This is a genomic window from Oribacterium sinus (genome assembly GCF_963553175.1).
Taxonomy (GTDB): Bacteria; Bacillota; Clostridia; order Lachnospirales; family Lachnospiraceae; genus Oribacterium; species Oribacterium sinus_B.
This window is the reverse complement of sequence record NZ_CAUVME010000020.1, coordinates 1-20,357: the sequence shown is the minus strand read 5'-3', so window position 1 is coordinate 20,357 and position 20,357 is coordinate 1. Positions and strand designations below refer to the sequence as shown.

At 42.3% G+C, this 20,357-nt stretch carries 16 protein-coding genes; 3 read left to right on the top strand and 13 right to left on the bottom strand.

Translation table 11 applies throughout. The features are described 5' to 3' along the window. Positions 1-176: 176 nt before the first annotated feature. The 5 genes from RYO92_RS06890 to hrcA all read right to left on the bottom strand — a co-directional run bounded on the left by RYO92_RS06890 (position 177) and on the right by hrcA (position 7,398). The gene (locus RYO92_RS06890) at positions 177-2,417 is read right to left on the bottom strand and encodes a methyl-accepting chemotaxis protein (protein ID WP_315369906.1); all 2,241 of its coding nucleotides are present in this window, start codon (positions 2,415-2,417) and stop codon (positions 177-179) included. A 153-nt stretch (positions 2,418-2,570) separates the two neighbouring features. Next, positions 2,571-3,683, bottom strand: a complete 1,113-nt coding sequence (dnaJ, locus tag RYO92_RS06885; protein ID WP_308579647.1) for a molecular chaperone DnaJ — start codon at positions 3,681-3,683, stop codon at positions 2,571-2,573. Between the two features lie 68 nt (positions 3,684-3,751). Continuing rightward, entirely contained in the window at positions 3,752-5,626 is a 1,875-nt protein-coding gene (dnaK, locus tag RYO92_RS06880; RefSeq protein WP_315369905.1) for a molecular chaperone DnaK, read from the bottom strand. A gap of 142 nt (positions 5,627-5,768) precedes the next feature. Continuing rightward, positions 5,769-6,365, bottom strand: coding sequence for a nucleotide exchange factor GrpE (gene grpE / locus RYO92_RS06875; RefSeq protein WP_315369904.1), 597 nt, complete (start codon positions 6,363-6,365; stop codon positions 5,769-5,771). A gap of 19 nt (positions 6,366-6,384) precedes the next feature. Continuing rightward, positions 6,385-7,398 carry a heat-inducible transcriptional repressor HrcA gene (hrcA, locus tag RYO92_RS06870; protein ID WP_315369903.1) on the bottom strand — a complete coding sequence of 338 codons (1,014 nt, stop codon included), beginning with the start codon at positions 7,396-7,398 and terminating at the stop codon, positions 6,385-6,387. A gap of 390 nt (positions 7,399-7,788) precedes the next feature. Between hrcA and RYO92_RS06865 the strand changes: the two genes are divergently transcribed. Beyond that, positions 7,789-8,019 carry a hypothetical protein gene (locus RYO92_RS06865; RefSeq protein ID WP_315369902.1) on the top strand — a complete coding sequence of 77 codons (231 nt, stop codon included), beginning with the start codon at positions 7,789-7,791 and terminating at the stop codon, positions 8,017-8,019. A 171-nt stretch (positions 8,020-8,190) separates the two neighbouring features. Here the strand turns inward: RYO92_RS06865 and mtaB are convergent, their stop codons facing one another. Next, a complete protein-coding gene (gene mtaB / locus RYO92_RS06860) occupies positions 8,191-9,621 on the bottom strand; it encodes a tRNA (N(6)-L-threonylcarbamoyladenosine(37)-C(2))-methylthiotransferase MtaB (protein ID WP_315369901.1) in 1,431 nt (476 codons plus the stop codon). A gap of 102 nt (positions 9,622-9,723) precedes the next feature. Here mtaB and RYO92_RS06855 point away from each other — a divergent pair, with 102 nt between their 5' ends. Together RYO92_RS06855 and thiI are read left to right on the top strand one after the other, a co-directional pair. After that, positions 9,724-9,960 carry an HPr family phosphocarrier protein gene (locus RYO92_RS06855; RefSeq protein ID WP_183684154.1) on the top strand — a complete coding sequence of 79 codons (237 nt, stop codon included), beginning with the start codon at positions 9,724-9,726 and terminating at the stop codon, positions 9,958-9,960. A 91-nt stretch (positions 9,961-10,051) separates the two neighbouring features. After that, entirely contained in the window at positions 10,052-11,257 is a 1,206-nt protein-coding gene (gene thiI / locus RYO92_RS06850; RefSeq protein ID WP_315369900.1) for a tRNA uracil 4-sulfurtransferase ThiI, read from the top strand. Positions 11,258-11,516: 259 nt separating this feature from the next. On the opposite strand, the gene RYO92_RS06845 is transcribed toward thiI, so the two are convergent. From RYO92_RS06845 to RYO92_RS06815, 7 genes are all read right to left on the bottom strand, one after another. Then, positions 11,517-13,316, bottom strand: coding sequence for an ABC transporter permease (locus RYO92_RS06845; protein ID WP_315369899.1), 1,800 nt, complete (start codon positions 13,314-13,316; stop codon positions 11,517-11,519). A gap of 563 nt (positions 13,317-13,879) precedes the next feature. Further along, positions 13,880-14,653, bottom strand: a complete 774-nt coding sequence (locus RYO92_RS06840) for an ABC transporter ATP-binding protein (protein WP_442945631.1) — start codon at positions 14,651-14,653, stop codon at positions 13,880-13,882. Positions 14,654-14,922: 269 nt separating this feature from the next. Beyond that, on the bottom strand, positions 14,923-16,182 hold the full coding sequence (locus RYO92_RS06835; RefSeq protein WP_315365225.1) for a HAMP domain-containing sensor histidine kinase: 1,260 nt from the start codon (positions 16,180-16,182) through the stop codon (positions 14,923-14,925). After that, a complete protein-coding gene (locus RYO92_RS06830) occupies positions 16,182-16,865 on the bottom strand; it encodes a response regulator transcription factor (RefSeq protein WP_315271265.1) in 684 nt (227 codons plus the stop codon). The genes RYO92_RS06835 and RYO92_RS06830 overlap by 1 nt, the downstream gene beginning before the upstream one ends. A 134-nt stretch (positions 16,866-16,999) precedes the next feature. Then, the gene (prmA, locus tag RYO92_RS06825) at positions 17,000-18,082 is read right to left on the bottom strand and encodes a 50S ribosomal protein L11 methyltransferase (protein WP_315369897.1); all 1,083 of its coding nucleotides are present in this window, start codon (positions 18,080-18,082) and stop codon (positions 17,000-17,002) included. 143 nt (positions 18,083-18,225) lie between these two features. Then, positions 18,226-19,383, bottom strand: a complete 1,158-nt coding sequence (locus RYO92_RS06820; RefSeq protein WP_315369896.1) for a cysteine desulfurase family protein — start codon at positions 19,381-19,383, stop codon at positions 18,226-18,228. Positions 19,384-19,401: 18 nt separating this feature from the next. Further along, the gene (locus RYO92_RS06815; RefSeq protein WP_315369895.1) at positions 19,402-20,166 is read right to left on the bottom strand and encodes a 16S rRNA (uracil(1498)-N(3))-methyltransferase; all 765 of its coding nucleotides are present in this window, start codon (positions 20,164-20,166) and stop codon (positions 19,402-19,404) included. Positions 20,167-20,357 lie beyond the last annotated feature (191 nt).

Here is a 20,357-nt window from a genome sequence, read left to right as displayed (position 1 = left end):
TTTTTCAAAATTTTTTGTTTTATTTTTAAAATCAATAGTATTTATGTTTTCCTGTCTATATTTTTCTCAATTTCATATACAAAAAATAGAGCATAGAGTAGAGGCAATAATGCCCTTCTCTATGCTCCATTTTATAATCTTAAGCTAAAGCTTATGTCGATAAACAGATCCCTCTATTATCTAACCTTAAACTTATCTACAAGGTCATTCATCAGGTTAGCCTGAGCGGATAATTCCTCTGCTGTTGCTGCACTTTCCTCTGCTGTTGCGGAGTTCTCCTGCACTACAGCGGAGATTTCCTGAAGACCGTCACTCAAGCGACTAACGCCTGAGGATTCCTCTTCGGAAGCCTTGGAAATTTCTCCGATTAAATCATTCACCTGGTTTGTACTCTCGGATACGGAATGTAAAGCTTCCGCAGTTTCCTCGGTGAACTTAGCACCCTTCTGTACTGCACCAATGGTCTCTTCAATCAGAAGAGAAGTATTCTGAGCCGCTTCCTGAGACTTCTTAGCCAGGTTTCCGACTTCATCCGCAACTACCGCAAAGCCCTTTCCTGCCTCTCCTGCTCTTGCCGCCTCGATAGCTGCATTTAAGGAAAGGATATTGGTCTGGAAAGCGATATCATCGATGGTCTTAATAATCTTACTGATTTCCTTGGACTTCTCGGTGATTTCTTCCATAGCGCCCTGCATGTCAGTCATCTTCTGGTTACTGGTTTCCACATGAGAACCGCTGACAACACCAAGCTGCTGTGCCTTTTCCGCCTGCTTTGTAGTATGACGAATCTGTTCTGTAATATCTTCCATAGTCTTGGAAAGCTCTGCAATGGAAGAAGCCTGCTTGGTAGTACCCTCGGAAATTCTCTGGGCCATGCTGCTTACCTGTTCCGCACTGCTGCTTACTTCGGAAGAAGAAGTGTGTACGTTCTTCAAGGTACTGTTCAAGCTTGTGGAAATTTCCTGCAAAGAGTTCAAGATTGGACGGAAATCTCCCTTATAGTTCTCATCTTCTTTGATTTCAGATCCGAAATCTCCCTGAGCAAATGCTCCAAGCTTCGCCTGTAAATCGGATACCACATAGGTCAAACGCTTTACGATATTGTTAAAGCTCTTTACCAGACGACCGATTTCATCTTCTTGGGCATAGGAAACCTTAATGTCAAAGTTACCCTCTGCCAGCTTGTCACTTTCCTCTGCCAGCTTTCCAAGAGGACTAAGAGACTTCTTCAGTGCTGTGAAAAGAATTACCTGTAAAAGAATAAACAAAACAACTTCTGCAACAGCCAAAGCAACAAAGAGCTGGTTCTTACCCTGGTTGTAAAGGTCTAAGCTCATTGCGGACTGCACATACCAGTCTGTTCCATAGATGGTGAGCGGTGCAAAGTAACGAATGCGGTGACCGTCCTGAATGTGGAAGATACTCTCTCCGTCAAACTTGCTCTGGATGTCATTCTTAAAGGTCTCTTCTCCAACATATTCTGCAAGATTCTTTCCTACCGCATCAGGATTGGAGCTATATACGAACTTACCATCCTTATTGATAACATCAAAGAAGGTCTTAGCACCTTCTCCGGACTTATCTTTTCCCAGAGAATCAAACATCTTAACATTTAAGTCAACTACTACCGTTCCCATAAACTGGTCATTATGAAGGATAGGTACAACCAATACGAAGATGGTCTCTCCGGTAATAGAGGATACAAAGGGATCTACAACATGACTGACTTTTTCCTGAGAAGCTTTGGTATAATATTCTTCCGCTCCGTTTCCATAGAATTTGTAGTCCAGGAACTTGTAGAAACGCTTGTTCTCATCTCCGTTATCTCTTCCTAAATACATAGCGTATTCCGGCTCACCCTGCTGGAACGCATTTGGCTCGAAGAAAACGCCCGCACCCATAATGTGTTCATCATGACGAATCATTTCCCAAACAGAATCCAGTAAATATTTTTCTTCAAAGGATCTTCTTTCACTTAAGTGAACGGTGTCTTTTAAAAGACTGGGAACTGTTGCCGCACCGTTATCGGTTTCGTTATACATTTCATCCAAGTGCTCGCTGATTGCCCTTGCAGCGTTCTCCGCTAAAGTAATGGACTTTCTGGCTTTTTCCACATTCATCGCTGTAGTGGAAAGTAAGTAATCCTGATTAATCTTATCAAAGGATTTTCCTACCGCCTTCAGCAGAACAATGTTCGCCAGCACAAAGACTACCAACATGGATACGCAAACCAATGCAGAAATTCTTCCTGCCAGGCTGCTTCTCCTTTTACCCTTTACAGCCTTTGCCTTCTGTCCCGGCTTTACTCCCGGAGCTTTCTTAAAAGCCTTGGAGCCCGGCTTTTCCTGGCCCCCGCCTGCCTGTGTCTTAACAGCAGCTTCCTTTGGGCTTAACCCGTTTTCCTGTGTGTTTTCCATTCTTCCTCCTTGAAATTGTCATTCCTCTATCTCAGGAAAATTCTCGTGAAATGGTAGGAGTTACTCTCCTCCATGATTCCGCTTTAATCAATATCGTCAGTTTGGAAGAATGTATTAGTGAATTTACGGAAATTGTGCTCTTATGAATTTTTGCTAGTCTACCTTCTCTCCGCAGGCTTCGGCGTAGGCTTTCAGGGCTTCTTTTTGTTTCTTGTTTAATTTCTTCGGGGTTTCTACTACTAAGGTTACGTAGTGGTCGCCTCTAACGTTGGGGTTCTGTAAGGATGGAACGCCCTTACCCCGTAGTCTGGTTCTGGTATCGGACTGGGTTCCGGGAGCAATCTTTAACTCCACCGGTCCGTCCACGGTCTTTACAATGGTGCTTCCGCCCAATGTAGCCTTGGGGAAGCTGATGGCCTCTGTTGAGTAAATATTTACGCCCTGTCTCTTAAAGAAGGGGTGATCGCTAACGGATACCTCTACCAGTAAGTCTCCCCTGGGGCCGCCGTTTCTTCCGGGATCTCCGCCTCCGGACTTACGAATGGCCTGTCCATCATCAATTCCCGCAGGAATAGCAATTTCCATGCTCTTCTCCGTGTTGATGTAACCTTCTCCACGGCAATCCGGACATTTTTCTTTAACCACTGTTCCTTCTCCGTGACATTCCGGACAGGTGGTTACCTGCTGAATGGTACCGAAGATGCTTTGCTGAGTCATTCTTACCTGACCTGCACCGTTACAACGGGGACAGGTCTGTCTTTCCGTTCCCGGCTTTGCTCCGGAGCCGTTACAGGTCTTACAGGTATCTTTATATCGAATCTTAATGGTCTTCTTTACACCCTTAATAGCCTCATCAAAGGAAATACGAAGTCCTACACGAATATTGGCTCCCTTTTCCGGCATATTGGATCTTCTGCGGGAAGAACCGTAGGAGGAACCGAAGCCTCCCCCGAAAAACTCGGAGAAAATATCTCCCATATCCATGCCGCTGAAATCAAAACCGCCAAAACCGGAGCTTGCTCCCGCAGCGGAATTCGCATCAAAGGCCGCATGGCCATAGGTATCATAGGCCTTTCTCTTCTCCGGATCGGACAATACCGCATAGGCTTCCGAAGCTTCCCGGAATTTCTCTGCGGCACTTTCATCTCCGGGATTAGAGTCCGGATGGTACTGCTTTGCCAACTTTCGATAGGCTCTTTTAATGGCACTATCATCGGCATTTTTATCTACCCCCAGCACCTCATAATAATCACGCTTTTCTGCCATATATTTTCCTCTCCTTTAAATCCCAGGAAAAGACAGGCTTAAGCCTGTCTTCCCCGGAAAATTTCGAATTACACTTCCTTAAAGTCTCCGTCGACTACATTATCGTCAGCGTTGCCGTTCTGACTTTCAGAAGCAGTTGCTCCTGCATCTGCCGCTCCGGCACCGGCTGCACCTGCTGCCTGAGCCTGCTCATACACCTTGGTGAAAAGTGCCTGAGAAGACTGCATCAGCTTCTCCTGGGCTGCCTTAATCTGCTCTGCGCCGTCCTTGGTAATTCCCTCCAAAGGATTGGCTGCAAGAATATCCTCTAATGCCTTTAAGTCAGCTTCTACAGTTGCCTTATCGCTGTCGCTAATCTGGCTTCCCACATCGGTAAGAGCCTTCTTGGTCTGGAATACGATGGAATCTGCTCCGTTTCTTACTTCGATAGCTTCCTTCTTCTCCTTATCCGCTGCTTCGAACTGTGCAGCTTCATTTACCGCCTTATCAATATCCTCCTTGGACATGTTGGATCCGGAGGTAATGGTGATATGCTGCTCCTTACCGGTTCCCTTATCCTTAGCGGAAACATTTACGATACCGTTGGCATCGATGTCAAAGGTAACTTCAATCTGAGGAACACCACGCTGTGCCGGTAAGATACCGTCCAGTCTGAACTGTCCTAAGGTCTTGTTATCTCTTGCAAACTCTCTTTCACCCTGTACAACATGGATGTCTACTGCAGTCTGATTATCTGCCGCTGTAGAGAATACCTGAGAAGCTCTGGTAGGAATGGTAGTATTTCTCTTAATAAGAGGAGTAGCCACTCCGCCTAAGGTCTCGATAGAAAGAGTTAACGGTGTTACGTCCAGAAGAAGAACATCGCTTGCTCCCTCTTCTCCGCTCATCTTACCACCCTGTACCGCTGCACCAAGGGCAACACACTCATCAGGGTTTAAGTTCTTGGAAGGCTCTTTTCCGGTAAGCTGCTTTACCTTCTCCTGAGCAACAGGCATTCTGGTGGAGCCACCAACCAAAAGTACCTTTCCAAGATCAGCGTTGCTAAGTCCTGCATCCTTCATGGAGTTCTGTACGGGAAGGGCAGTTCTTTCTGTCAAATCCGCAGTAATCTCCTCAAACTTTGCTCTGCTAAGCTTCATATCCAAGTGCTTTGGACCTTCTGCTGTAGCTGTAATGAAAGGCAGGTTGATATCTGTAGTGGTTGCGGAGGAAAGCTCCTTCTTTGCTTTCTCAGCCGCTTCCTTCAAACGCTGTAAAGCCATCTTATCCTGAGAAAGGTCTACCCCCTCTGCAGCCTTAAACTCGTCTACCAACCACTTGGTAATACGATCGTCATAGTCATCACCACCTAAATGGGTATCACCGTTGGTGGACAATACTTCGATTACGCCGTCTCCGATGTCGATGATGGATACATCGAAGGTACCACCACCTAAGTCGTATACCATAACCTTCTGCTCGGATTCATCCTCCAAACCGTAAGCAAGCGCTGCCGCTGTAGGCTCGTTGATGATACGCTCTACCTTAAGACCTGCAATCTTACCTGCATCCTTGGTTGCCTGACGCTGAGCATCGTTAAAGTAAGCAGGAACGGTAATAACCGCCTCGGTTACCTTTTCTCCCAAATAGCTCTCCGCATCCGCCTTTAACTTCTGTAAAATCATAGCGGAAATTTCCTGTGGAGTATAATCCTTTCCGTCAATGGATACCTTGTAATCTGTACCCATATGTCTCTTGATGGAGGAAATGGTTCTCTCCGCATTGGTTACCGCCTGTCTCTTTGCAGGCTCTCCCACAAGACGCTCTCCGGTCTTGGTAAATGCCACTACAGAAGGGGTTGTTCTCATACCCTCTGCATTGGGGATAACAACGGGCTTTCCGCCCTCCATAACTGCTACACAGCTGTTGGTTGTTCCTAAGTCAATTCCAATAATCTTTCCCATAGTCTTTACTCTCCTTTTTCTCTATATACAAAAATGTTTTTCTTAAAAACTTTTTCTTACTAACGTTATTTTAGAACTCTTACATGATATGCTCATGTCTCAGGCTTTATAGCCTTACTATCTGTTGTATTACTTTAAGCACCTACTTCTTTACCTTTACCATAGAGTGTCGAACCACATTTCCCCGATAGGTATATCCCTTCTGAAGATCCTGGGTAATGGTATCTTCCTCCGCATCTCCCTCTTCCTCCGTCATCACCGCATTGTGTAAAGCCGGATCAAACTTCTTACCGAGGGCCTCGATTTCCTGAATGTTGCAATCGGCAAACATCTTCTGAATCTGCTTGTAAATCCCTTCTATACCTTTCACGAAGGGGGAATCCTTTTCCTCTTCCTGCACATGGCTTAAAGCTCTTTCAAAGTTGTCCACCACCGGAAGCAGGGCTTCGATAATGCTTTTGGCTCCCAGTTCAAACATCTGTGCCTTTTCCTTCTCGGAGCGCTTTCTAAAGTTCTCATACTCCGCCAAGGTTCTAAGGTACTTATCCTTTAATTGGAGAAGTTCCGGATTCTCTTCGGAGCTTCCTTCCTCTACAGCCTGAGAACTCTCCACGGATTCCTCTCCGGAAGTCTCTTCGGAAGCAGCCTCTGCATTCTCTTCCCTATCAACTTCTGCAGATGCGTCCTGAGCCTTATGAAGCTCCTCTTCCATCCCTTGCTGCTCTGTATTTTCTGCCACAAGTCTCTCCTTTCTCTATTTAAAAACTTCGTTCCATATCCTGAATCAGTTTTGTCAAAGTTTTTAAAACCTTCTCATAATCCATTCGCTTCGGTCCAATGACGCCAAGAGTGCCCTGCATTCCGTTACCCAAGTGATACTTAGCGGTAACTACTGCACAATCCGTCACATCCTCCAAAGGACTTTCCTTTCCGATATAAACCTGAATGTTTCCATCCTTTTCTTCCGACTCGTTGTCTTTCAGAAGACCTGCCAGCTCTTCCTTCCGCTCTAAAGCGGAAATCAGCTTGGAAGCATTTTCCGAATCGGTAAGCTCCGGATATTTGAAAATGTTGGTGGCGCCTGAGGTATAAATCTCCACCTCTTCCTCCTCGGGATGCAAAAGCTCCTGCATTCCCCGAAGTACGGTTTCCATGGTCGCTTTATAAGGCGTTCTATCCATTAAAGAGCGAATATCCTTTTCCCCCAGCTCCTCCACAGAGAACCCTGCTAAAACATCATTTAACAAAAGGTTTAAGGAGAGGATGGCAGCCTGCTCCAAGTCCTCCGGAATGTCCAAGGTAATGGTCTTTACAATATTGCCCTGAAACATCAGAAGGAATAAGACCTTCTGCTTCTCCACCAAGGAAAGCTGCAAGAACTTGATTTTATTCTTCTGCATACTGGGGCCGGATACTAAGGCCGCGTAGTGGGTGTCACTGGCAATGTTTCTTACCAAAGCCTGTAAGGTACTTTCCAGTCGTTCCATTCTGGCAAACATAGAACTCTTCACATCGGACAAGGCCCGCTCCTGCTTTTCCATAAGCTGGTCTACATAAAAGCGGTAACCCTTATCTGAGGGAATTCTTCCTGCAGATGTATGAGGCTGTATAATATACCCTAACTCTTCCAAGTCGCTCATTTCATTACGAATGGTTGCCGAGCTTAGATTCAAACCGGAAAACTTACTGATGGTACGAGAACCTACCGGCTCTCCGGTTTCCAAATAGTTTTTTATAATCGTGGTGAGAATAATCACCTTTCTCTGATCCACAGAACTCTTTCCCTCCTTTCTTGGCTTTGTTGGCACTCATGTGTATTGAGTGCTAACACATGGTCATAATATACCGCTAATGGAAGGATGTGTCAAGAATTTTTATGAAGAACTTTGTGAATTTCTGATGAACAAGGAGGGGAGGATTTTTTGCTTCCGACTTCCGCATTTTTCTTCCTCTTTTTCTATAAGAATTGATGGATTTCGCTTTTCCGATATAGGACTTATTCCGGGGCACGCTCTCGCTAACTTCGCCACGTATCAGTACTAACTTCAAGCTTCGCCTTGCTCGCTTTCAGTAAGTACTGACGGGCTCAGATTGCCCCCGTCATAAGCCCTATACCGAGAAAGCGAGCCGAATGCATTGAATAAAAAAGTAATAGAATCAATATGCCAAAATACAAAATTGAAAAAAATTTTGAATCTAAGACAAATGTCAAAAGTCAGAAGCCTGAGAAATCGCCCCTCCTTGTTCGGGGAGGAGTGGTTGAATGGAAGCCCTTAAGGGAATTGAATATTGGAATAATAGAATTTAAACTTATAGGTTTGTTGGCTCTAAATATTAGACTAAGCTCCCCCAATCCATTCTTCAAAAAGCATGCTGTAAAGAACATGATTTAAGCAAGCTTTTCGCAGTATGGGTCTGGAAGCGGGGGTAATGTGAGCCCGCGGGTTCTTGGCTTTTGTCTTTTAAAAGCTTAGAACCCCTGCAGGGCGAGCTTAGCGGGAGCGTGCCCCGCTACAGACCTATACTGACGGAAAGCATTATCATTTTTTTACATCCTGCTCTTCTCACTCTGCTAAAATCATCTCTCCCTTCAGTTCTAAGCCTTTTACCGTTCTAATGCTTCCGATAGCTTCTTTTCCTAAAAGGGCCATTCTTTCTTCTTGCTTTTCTTTGTCTTTCTCGAACACTGCCAAGAGTTCATCCTGTACCGGCAGAATATAGCGGATATATTCTTTATTAAATCCGGTGTAATAGTATTTTCCTTCAATCTCTCGAATTTCTTCTATTAAGATGGAGCTTTCTTTTCCTAAGAATTTCTCTCTAAATTTCTTAGAGTCTTCCAAAGCCAGTGCCAAAAGCTCTTTGGAACGGGCTGTTTTGATATTATCCGGAATCTGCTCCTTCATTTCGTCTGCTTTCGTCCCCTTTCTTCTGGAGAACTTGAATACGTGGAGATCATAGAAGGAGATTTCCTTTAAAAAAGTAAGAGACTCCTGAAAATCCTCCTCCCTTTCTCCGGGGAAACCGACAATCACATCCGTAGTAATGGCCGCCAAGGGATAAACTCTTCTGATATCCTCTACCGCCTTTTTGAAGTCTTCTTTCGTATAATGACGATTCATTTCCTTTAAGGTCTTTTCCGCACCGCTTTGTAAGGACAGGTGGAAATGAGGGCAGATTGCTTCTACTTCCTTTAAACCTGCTAAAAAGCGTTCCGTAATAATTCTAGGTTCAAGACTTCCCAAACGAATTCTTTGAATACCGGGAATCTTTCCCACCTCAGAAATCAAATGGAGTAAAGCCTCTCCCGTTTCCGCCTTTCTGCTGGCATATTCATAGGAAAGATTTTCAAAATCCAATCCATAGGAAGACAGGTGAATGCCGGTAAGCACCACCTCTTGAAAACCTTCCTTTGCCAAATGGCAAATCTCCTCCAGACAGTCCTCTTCCTTACGGCTTCTGATCCTTCCCCGTACATAGGGGATGATACAATAGGTGCAAAACTGATTACAGCCGTCCTGCACCTTTACAAAGGCTCTGCTCTTATCCTTCGGCTTGGAAAGGAAGAGATTTTCGTACTCTCCCTCCTCCCGCACCGGGGAAAAGGGCTCCATGGGACTTGCATCATTTTCCAGCATAGCCTCTCGATAGGCCTTAATCAGCTCTACCACCCTGCCTTTTCCGGTATTTCCGATAAGAATATCAATGCCCTTATCCTCTTTCAGCTCCTCCTGCTTTCCTTCCACATAGCAGCCGGTGGCGATGACGATGGCTTCCGGATTTCTCTGCTTAGCCTGATGAATCATTTGCCGGGATTTTCGGTCCGCAATATTGGTCACGGAGCAGGTGTTAATCAAGTAAATGTCCGCCTCCTCCGTAAAATCCACCAGCCTGGCTCCTTCCTGCAAAATCGCTTCGGTCATGGCCTCTGTCTCATACGAATTGACTTTGCAGCCTAAGTTGTGCATGGCAAAGCGCAGTCCTGCTAAATTCATTTTTATCCTCTTTCTAAAATTACAGTTCTTTCACGGCTTTCGCTTGACTTTAAAATCGTTCATTACTACAATAAACTTATCAATTTTAAAGGAGGGTATGCTGTGAAGACGGTTCGTATTTCGCTAAATTCTATTGATAAAGTTAAGTCCTTTGTAAACGAGTTGGTTCATTACTCTGATGTGGACTTCGATTTGGTTTCCGGTCGTTACGTAATTGATGCAAAGTCTATTATGGGAATTTTCTCCTTAGACCTTTCCAAGCCCATCGACTTGAACATTCATGCTGATGATGGAGAGATGGAGGATATTTTATCCCACCTGGCTCCTTACATCATTTAACTGTTGTATCTTAACGGAAAGAAAGAAGATATACAAGGCTTTTCAAAAGTGCATGGTTTCATGCACTTTTCTTATGTAAAGAAGGAGAATTATGCAATACCAAGCATTTTTGATTAAATATGCAGAAATCGGCACCAAGGGAAAAAACCGTTATGTCTTTGAGGACGCCCTGGTTCATGATATTCGGATGAAATTAAAGCGGGCCAGCGGAAGCTATTCCGTAAGCCGGGAACGGGGAAGAATCTATGTCAATGTAAAGTCCGAGGACTACGATTATGAGGAGTGCATTGATGCCCTTCGCCATGTTTTCGGTATTGCCGGCATTGCACCCATGGTGCAGGTGCCTTTAAGTCCGGACTTCTCCGTTTTGGAAAATGCAGTTCTTTCCTACTTTAAAGAAGCCTATGGCGACAGCAATGTTTCCTTCAAGGTGGAAAGTCGAAGAGCCGAAAAGTCCTATCCCATGACCTCTCCGGAGCTGGATCAGGAACTTGGCCACAGCATTTTGGAGGCCTTCCCCAATGCTCGCGTGGATGTGCATAAGCCGGATGTGAAGCTTCGGATGGAAATCCGTCAGTATATGAACATTTACGGAAAAATTATTCCCGGACTGGGCGGAATGCCCCTGGGTACAAACGGAAAAGCCATGTTGCTGCTTTCCGGAGGAATTGACTCTCCCGTTGCGGGCTACAAGGTGGCAAAGCGCGGTGCCTTACTGGAAGCCACCTACTTCCATGCACCCCCCTATACCAGTGAAAGAGCGAAAATCAAGGTTATGGACCTGGCAAAGCAGGTTTCCACCTATACCGGCCCCATACTGCTTCACGTGGTAAATTTCACGGATATTCAGCTGGCTATTTATGAGCACTGTCCCCATGAAGAGCTTACCATTATTATGCGTCGCTATATGATGCGGATTGCAGAGGCGTTGGCCTATAAAAATAACTGTATCGGCTTAATTACCGGTGAATCCATCGGACAGGTGGCTTCCCAGACTCTACAAAGTCTGGTATGTACCAATGAAGTCTGCACCCTTCCGGTTTACCGTCCTTTGATTGCCTTCGATAAGCAGGAAATCGTGGATGTGGCTCAGGAAATCGGAACCTACGAAACCTCCATTGAACCCTACGAAGATTGCTGTACCATCTTCGTGGCAAAGCACCCCGTTACCAAACCGATTCCGGAGAAGATTCGGAAATCAGAGGAAAAACTGGCGCCCATTGTTGCGGAAATGGTGGAGAAGGCCATCAATGAGGCAGAGGCAATTTTAATGCGGAAAGATAAGCCTTCGGAATAAAAAAGGATGTAAGAAAAGTCATGTTTAAGGCTTCCTTCCGATATAGGTCTTAAATTGGGGCACGCTCTCGCTAACCTCGCCACGCATCGGTACTAACTTCAAGCTTCGATTCGGCTCGCTTTCAGTAAGTACCGGCGGGCTCAGATTACCCCTATTTTAGCCCTATATCGGAAGGAAGAAATCGTCTTTTTCTACATTTTTACTGCTTCCCCTTTCTTTAATGTTAACTATATTTACTCAAGAGCTTATAAACAATTTTTTACTCCCCTCTATTAATAATATAGTTAGGAGAATACTTACTCTGCCTGCATACATAGAGTATGGACAGGAAGTAAGATGATAGAATAAGGATTATTGCGTAACAAAGTATATATCCATTAGGAAGACTAAATCGCAAATCATAAATCCCCATTCCCTGTAACATAAGGACCAAAATTCTATTGGTAAATAACAAGGATAATAAATATCCTATACAGGAAGCCATTGTCAAAATCGGCAGGATACTCATAGAAATCTGCCTTGCTATCTGATACGTTGTGAAGCCTATTGCTCTCATCACAGCAAAATCACTTTCGTTATTTAAAACTACTGTCTTTACCAGTAAAATCACAGTAGTTAGCGTAATAAACATACTTACGAAAAGTACCCAGAGGAGAATCGCCTTTACATTGGCGATAACCGAAGCAAACTGAGCGTTGAATAATTCTTTGAAATTTTCGATATAAATGTTTTCATCCCCAATTTGAGATTGAATTTTCGATATCGCGACCTCTATGTCCCTGTCATTCTTTAGATACAGATACATTGATTCCCACCTTGCATCCGGTTCTATTTTTAGGATACCCTCATAGCTAAAGAAAACATCCAGTCCTCCGGTATAGCTGCCTTGTGTCAGTCCGGTTACTACATACTCTTCCTCCGGAGCTTGCTCTTGATAATCATTTCTAATTGAAATCACATCTCCTATTCCTTTTTTTAAACTCTTGGAGAGATTAAGCGAAATGGCAATTTCATTGTCATAGAAAGGATACCTTCCCTTATATAATCCTATCTTCTCCAATTTCTCATAGTCATCATAAACCGTTATTCTTCCACTTACATTGTTATCACATAGGATTTCTCCCCCTCCGGGACCTATGCATTTTATGACTGCTTTGGTGTTATCCATATCGAATATTCTCTGATATAGCTTCTGAATATCTGCCTCTTCCCCGGGCTTTAAAACAATATCAAATTTCTCCATACCACTGATTTGCGATAAACCGTCTTCTTTCTGAACAATATTGGAAAATAAAGTGATAAAAAAAGAAGAGGATAATACCGCTAATGCAACAATAAAGCATATAGATACATTTTGTTTCTTTCTACTAATCAATAAATAGATAGCCGATAAAAAGTCTAAGGATAATGGAATTTTCCCAAAAAATGAATGACTGATTCCGCCATTATAATTAGCTCTTTGCCCTCTTATAGCTGCTACCGGAGTGATTTTCTTTACGGTAGCCGTTGCTTGAAATGCAAATAGGAATACTATAATTAGATTCAGCAGTAGGATATCTAATCCTCTCATCACATGAAAAGAATTTACCCACTTCATACCGCTTTCTGCCGTTATGGAGGGAATGAAAGTGGATGCCAGTACAGCAGATAATAAAATCCCTAAAACACTTCCCATAAACCCTAAGAAAATATATTGGAATACAAAGGATAGTCGAATTTCCCTATCACTAATGCCTAGGGCTTTCATCACCCCAATTGTTTTAAAATCCTTATAAAAATTGTCTTTAAGTCTAAAATACATTACCAAACACACCACAATCAGCGTCACAATGGAAAAGAAAAGTATCGCAACACTGTATACGTGTAATGTAGAATGCATAGAGTATCGAGCGGAAACAATATCCGCATACGTTGCATAAGGCGCCTCTTTGATGAGTGGGATAAAGTTTTGTTTTAAATGCTTATCTTCAGACTTAAGCAATAATAAAGCACTGCGGCTCTCATTTCCAAGAGAATTTTCCAATTCCGAGAAAGTTTTCTCCGGTACATCAAAAGCCATAACGCCTCGATTACCATATAAAATATCCTCCGTAAAACCGGTAATCACAAAGGTCTTATACTCACCAAGGTATTTTATAGATAAATTTTCTCCTAATTGAAAACCAAATAAGGTCTTGCACAGATAAGGAACAAAGATGGCATTCTCCGGCTGAGTCTCCATTTTTTCCACAAGATTGACAGTAGATAAAAGATTGTCTCTATCAAAATTCCGTATAATCCACGAACCCTGTAATTCTTCCTTATTTTCTACAGAGATTGCTGTTTTTAAGAAAATCAAAGTATCTTCTGTTTCATAAGCGGTATTGATTTCTGATTTTTGAATAAAGCTCTCGATATCCCCTTTTTTACTTTCTAAGTATTCTCTGGGGAATATGGCGCTATAATCTGCACTGTTTGTTGCTTCATAAACAGTCTCAAATAAAGCCGAAAAACTATCTTCTATAGAAAAAGATATCCCTATCAAAAAAGAAGACACCGCAATCAAAAAAACAAAGACAAAAGATCCATACACATTTTTTTTAATTTTAGAAAGGTTAAAAAGTAATATTCTTTTTATCATCATTACCATCCCATTTCCTTTAAAAAGCCATCCAATTGTTTTATTCTTTCTTTATCCTTATCTGCTATATATTGTCCCAGATTACACTCCCCGCAAATCACTCCATCCTTTAAATACAGTATGCGATTTCCTCTTAAAGCAGCATTAAAGTCATGGGTAACCATTAAGACACTTCTACCCTGTTGATGAATATTGCTTAATAAATCAAGAACTCTGCACCCTGATTCGGAGTTCAGTGCTCCTGTAGGTTCATCTGCAAACAATATATCCGGTTCATTGATTTCAGCACGGACTACTGCAACTCTTTGTGCTTCACCTCCTGAAATTTCTGAGGGACTTTTATCCCAATTATTTTCTTCAATATTAACCATTGAGAGCAACCGCTTTGCTTTCTGCATAACTTCAGCATTATTTTTATTTCTTAACAAACCGCTTAGCACAACGTTATCCAGAACCGTAAGATTATGAATCAAATTAATCTGTTGGAATACAAATCCACAGTGATTTCTTCTAAAGTCGGATAACGCATTATTGGATTTACCGGAAATCTCTTCATCTCTAAAGAAGACTCTTCCCAAGGAAGGCCTATCCATTCCCGAAAGCATATAGAGAAGAGTTGACTTACCGGAGCCTGATGCGCCCATAACCACAGTAAAATCCCTCTCATAAATTTCTAAATCTATATTCTTTAAGATGTGTTCACTATGGTTTTTCGTTGAAAAGCTTTTACAGAGCTTTTCCGTTCTAATGATTATATTTTTATCATGATTCACCATTTTGCATTCCTTTCATGCTTCATTTCTACTTGCACGACCCTTTTTCTATATTGATTTTATCATTCAAAATCTTAGCAGTCTTTGCCTCTTCCTTAACAATTCTTAACTGACTCATCATGATTCTTAACTATATAATGCCCATGATTTGCTTTATTCCATTTTCTAAAATGCTACTGAAAATACAGGCTTTGCATGCACTACTCTGTACGAACAAAAAAATACTACAGGAAGTCTTCCTTTTAAAGTTTCCTGTAGTATCATCCATCTGATTACGCCAATGGCAAATCTATTGTTACACAAAATTGATTCTCTATTTTATCAAAACGAATTCTTCCGCCGATTTTATCTATAATCTTTTTGCAAATATATAAGCCCAATCCGGAACCGGCAAAATCCTTGGCTTTTTTCCCTCTATAAAATCTTTGATCCACCAAGTGGATTTCGTCCTCTTCAATGCAATCTCCAAAATCACTAACAGATATTCGTAAGTACTGATTGAAAAAACAGGAAGATACAGCAATCTCCGTATTTGCATATTTATAAGAATTATTGATTATGTTATCGAAAACCTGCAATAGCCGATTCTTGTCTATTTTTATAATGCAGGAAGGAATGGATATTTCTCTAATATAGTTTTTGTAATCTGCACTACGAATAATATCTGTTACAACTTCACTACATTCTTCTCTTACAATAACTTCCATTTCCTCCAACTCATCTAATGTAGACTGCAATAAATTGGAAGCCAGAAGATTGATTTGCTCCGCTTTATCCATAATTATCATCATCTTTTTTCTTTTAGATGCGTTATCCTCTTGTAACGCAAGAAGTTCTGTCGTTGCTTTTATGGAAGCAATCGGCGTTTTTATATCATGACTTAACGAGGCTATAAGCTCTTTTCTCTTTTTTAGAGCATTTTGCTCATTGATTTTGGCGTTTAAAAGCTTCTCTCTCATAATATCAAAGCTATTGGCAAATGTACTAAGAGCATTGTTACTATGAATACTGAGAGGCATCTCAAGATTTCCATCTGAAATTCTTTCTGCAAAAACTTTTAATTGGTCTAATGGTTGAAGAATTTTTTTCCATATTTCAAATACTAGGATTGCAATAATAATAAAGAATACGCTATTAATCAGTACGTAGCTATTTCTCATGCGCATACTGTACTCAACATAGCGTTCATAGTCTTCATTTAAAACAATGAGCTTTCCCACTACTTTCTTGTTTTTTACAATATCTATAATCGTATCTTTATTTTTTATAGAGTCTTCCAGTCCATTTCTCTTCGTGACCATGGATTCGTAAACAATATCCCCCTGCGCATTGATAACATAGAATGAAAGCTCACTTTTCCTATCTTGAAAAGCACTGTCTTCCCAATGCCCCCAGTTTTTTTCCACTGACTTTCTGATATAATTTATTTCAGCAAAATCCTTTGGCTTCTTCATTATTGGTAAGCCTAAAAATACCAGGGCAAACCAGGAAAGGATCAAAATTAGTAGAAAATAGAGATATCCTTTTTTCATTATCCTTCTCCTAAAGTTAATACGTACCCTACTCCCCAAACAGTCCTTAATACTTGCGGCTCATTAGGGTCTATCTCTATTTTTTCTCTTAGTCTTCGAATGTGGACATTCAATGTATTATCCCCGGTAATGCTATCCTGCCATACATTTTGAAATAATTCCTCTTTCGATATGGTTCTGCCTTGATTCTTTAAAAGATAGAACAGTAGCTTTTTTTCCATTCCTTTCAATTTAATTCTTTCCCCGGCAATATATAATTCTTCTTTTTTTACATCTACCTCACATTTTCCCAAATTCACACAGTTTAACTTATCTTCCGGATAATATCTTTTCAAGAAAACCTGTATTTTTGCAAGCAAATAGCTGAGGGAATAAGGTTTTTGTATATAATCATCCCCTCCAATATGTAAGGCTAAAATCATATCATCCGTACTGCTACGTGCACTGATGAAAATAATGGGCACATCAGTCATTTGTCGAATTTTTTTACAAAGTTCAAACCCGGATTCATCACCCAAATTAATATCCAGCAAAATTAACTTTACCTTATCTCGAGAAAGAACTTCAAAACATCTCTCATCAGACTCTGCCGTAACGGTACTGATACCGAACAAATTTAAATATTCACTTGTGGCTTCCAGCAAACTTTTCTCATCATCAATGATTAGACAATCATAAATCATAAAAACAGCTCTACCTCACTTTCTGCTTCTCCCTGTATGCGTTAATAAATAGATGGTAGATTTGTATATTCTTTACTTTGTTTAAATAAAACTACTGACTTTTTCTTATGATAAAACTTTACTGACTCTTTCTCTTAAAATGACTTTTTCCTGCAAATAAAGGCGTGCCACTCCCCTTCTTGTAGCTCTTCCAGAATTTTCCATTCCTTCACTGCTTTCAGGGTCTTTCTGACTTCCTCCGCCTTTTCTTCTAAAATCCCGGAGGCAATAAAGATTCCTCCTTCTTCCAAAAACTTCGGTACTTCCGGTGCCAAGGCAATGATAACCGGCGCTAAAATATTGGCTAAAACCAAAGAAAAGGGCTTTTCTTCACAGCTTTTACGAAAGGCCAGCTCTTCCTTTTCCTGCCCCAAAATATTTCCGATAAAAAGCGTCATTTGGTCTTTAGAGAGGGTATTTTTCAAAAGATTTTCTTCCACCGCGCCCTCACATAGAGGGTCTAAATCCGTGGCGAATACTTCCTTTGCTCCCATCTTGAGAGCAGCTATGCCCAGAATTCCGGATCCGGTTCCCAAATCCAGAACCCTTTCCTTTCCCTTTCCGTATTTTCCTAAGGCCTGAAGGCAGAGCTTGGTGGTTTCATGTTGTCCGGTTCCGAAGGTTGTGCCCGGATCTACCGACAGCAGGATTTTTCCCTCAGCTTCCTTCGATACCTCCTCCCAGCTTTGGCAGATGAAAAAATCTCCCACGGAAAAGGAATGGAAGAAGTCATGCCAAGCATTCAGCCAGTCCTTATCCTCCGTTTCGGATTGGCTAATGCTTCCCTTCCCGATATTGCAGTAGGAAGACATATTTTCCAGTTCTTCTCTCAATGCTCTGAGAATTTCATCGCATTCTTCCTCCGTAAAAATGTTGGAAGAATTCAAAGTATAGGAATGATCCACCAATGGGTCGGAAAAGGCCTTTTCCACCTCCTCCTTTCGTCCTTCCTTATCTTCTTTAGAAAGCACTTCCACATAAAAGGAAAGGGTGGCATCCTCTATACTGTCATCTCCCTCGGGATAAAGGTCTACAAACATCGTTTTCGCCTCTTCCTCGGTAATCCCCAGCTGGTCGGAAAACTCTACTCCCTCAATTCCCAATTCCTCCATAAGAAATGCGGCCAGAATCTCCTCCGCCTCAACAGTAGTATCAATACTATATTTACGCCAAATCATGCCTACCCCTTTCCTTCTTTCTTTCCCTCTTTTTAATAGTAAAAAACAGGGGCTACAAAAAATCCGATATATCAAAACTGATATGCAGTATAGTAGACCTATACTGCATGACGAATGTTTCAGATTTTTGTAGCCCCTTTCTTTTATGCCTTAAAAAATTTCCTTAGAACCGGCAGTTCTTCTTTTAAAACGCTGATACATTCCTCCAAATCTCTCTTCTCCGTATATTGGGAGAAGGAAAAACGCAGGGTGGAATCCAAGTCACCATGGCTTAGTCCGATGGCTTTCAAGGTTCCGGAGATTCCGGGGTGGTTAGAGGAGCAGGCTGAACCGCTGCTGACATAAATTCCTCTTTCCTCTAAAGCATGAAGCAGAACCTCCGCCTTCACGCCCTGAAAGGCTGCAGAAACGATGTGGGGTGCAGATGCTTCCCCTTTTTCCGAATGCACGGTCACCCCTTCTATTTTTTCCAATTCGTCAATAAAGAAATCCTTCAAATGATAGAGCATTTCCTGCTTTTCTTTAAAATGACTGTAGCTGAGCTTTGCCGCAAGCCCAAGTCCTGCAATACCGGGAATATTCAAGGTGCCGGATCGAAGACCGTTCTGGTGTCCTCCCCCAAGCATTAACGGAGAGAGCTTCACCTTTTCATCCACGTACAAAAATCCGATGCCCTTTGGTCCGTGAAGCTTATGTCCACTGACGGAAAGCAGGTCTACCATATCTCTCTTGGGACGAAGCTCCATTTTTCCATAGGCCTGAATGGCATCTGTATGGAAAAGGGTTTTAGGATTCTTTGCCTTAATACATTTTCCGATGGCGGAAATGTCCTGAACCGCTCCCATCTCGTTGTTTACCGTCATAATGGAAACCATAATGGTATCTTCCCGAATGGCATTTTCCAAATCTGTAAGAGAGATATGTCCCTTTTCATCTGCAGGCAGGACGGTTAAGGAAAAACCGTGCTGCTCTAAAAACTCCAAGGGCTTATATACCGCCGGATGCTCAATGGCGGAGGTAATGATGTGCTTTCCCTGTCTCTCCATGCCGAAGCAGGTTCCCATAAAGGCGGTGTTGTTGGACTCCGTTCCCCCGGAAGTGAAAATAATCTCTTTTTCCTTGCACTTTAAAGTGTTTGCAATGGTCTCTCTGGCCTCACGATAATAGGCTTCCGCTTCCACGCCCATCTTATGCTTTGCCGACGGGTTTGCATAGTCTGCCAACATGGTAGTGGTCATCAAATCCGCCACTTCCGGATATACCTTGGTACTGGCTGCATTATCCAAATAGATACTTCTCATCTTCTTCTCCTTCCGGTCTTACTCCGTTGTTGCATATTCCAACTGCATCATAATCAGACTTAATGCCGTAATGGCTGCGGTTTCTGTCCGTAAAATGCGTTTTCCCAAACTGATGGGAAGAAAGCCCTCCGCCATTGCTGCCTCCACCTCTTCCCTGGTAAAGCCTCCCTCCGGTCCTATACAAAGGGCAATGGAACAATCTTTCTTCCCTTTCACAGCTTCTTCCATCTTGCTGAGGATTTCTCTTGTGGGAACTACGCCTCTTTCATTTTCATAGGGCAGAAGCTTAAAATCACAATCCTTCACATAGGAAAAGGCTTCTTTCCAGCCCATTCCGTTTTCCATTTTCGGAAGAATGGAACGCTTACTCTGCTTCGCTGCAGCATCCATAATGCTTTGCCAACGGCTGATTTTCTTCTCTTCCTTTTTTTCCTTTAGCTTCATCACCGTGTTCTTACTTTCCAAAGGAATCAGGGCGGAAATCCCCAGCTCCACCGCCTTTTGAATAATCCATTCCATCTTATCCCCCTTGGGAAGGGCTTGAAGCAGGATAAGTTTTGCAGGCAGCTCATGGGGTTCTTCTCGAAAGCAAATGGAAAGACTTGCCTCATCCTCCGAAAAGGACTGAATTTCACATTGATAATCCACCCCTTCTCCATCGGAAATCAGGATTTTCTCCCCAATTTGCCCTCGTAATACCTTATGTAAATGGTGGAAGTTCTCTCCTCTTAAAAGGATTTCCCCTTCCCCTATCTCTTCTTTCGACACAAAAAAATGATGCATTAGCGCTTCCTTTTCCCGGAAATATTCTTAAAAACTCTTTTATATTACAGCTTTCCGGAAAAGAATACAATCCCTCCTAAAGGAAGGTAAGAAAGCAATACAAAGGCAGAAAAGAAAGCATCGCAAAAGCAAAAAAGAATCGAGTAGGAGGCGGCGACTAACCGCCGTCCTCTCACAGCACTGTACGTACG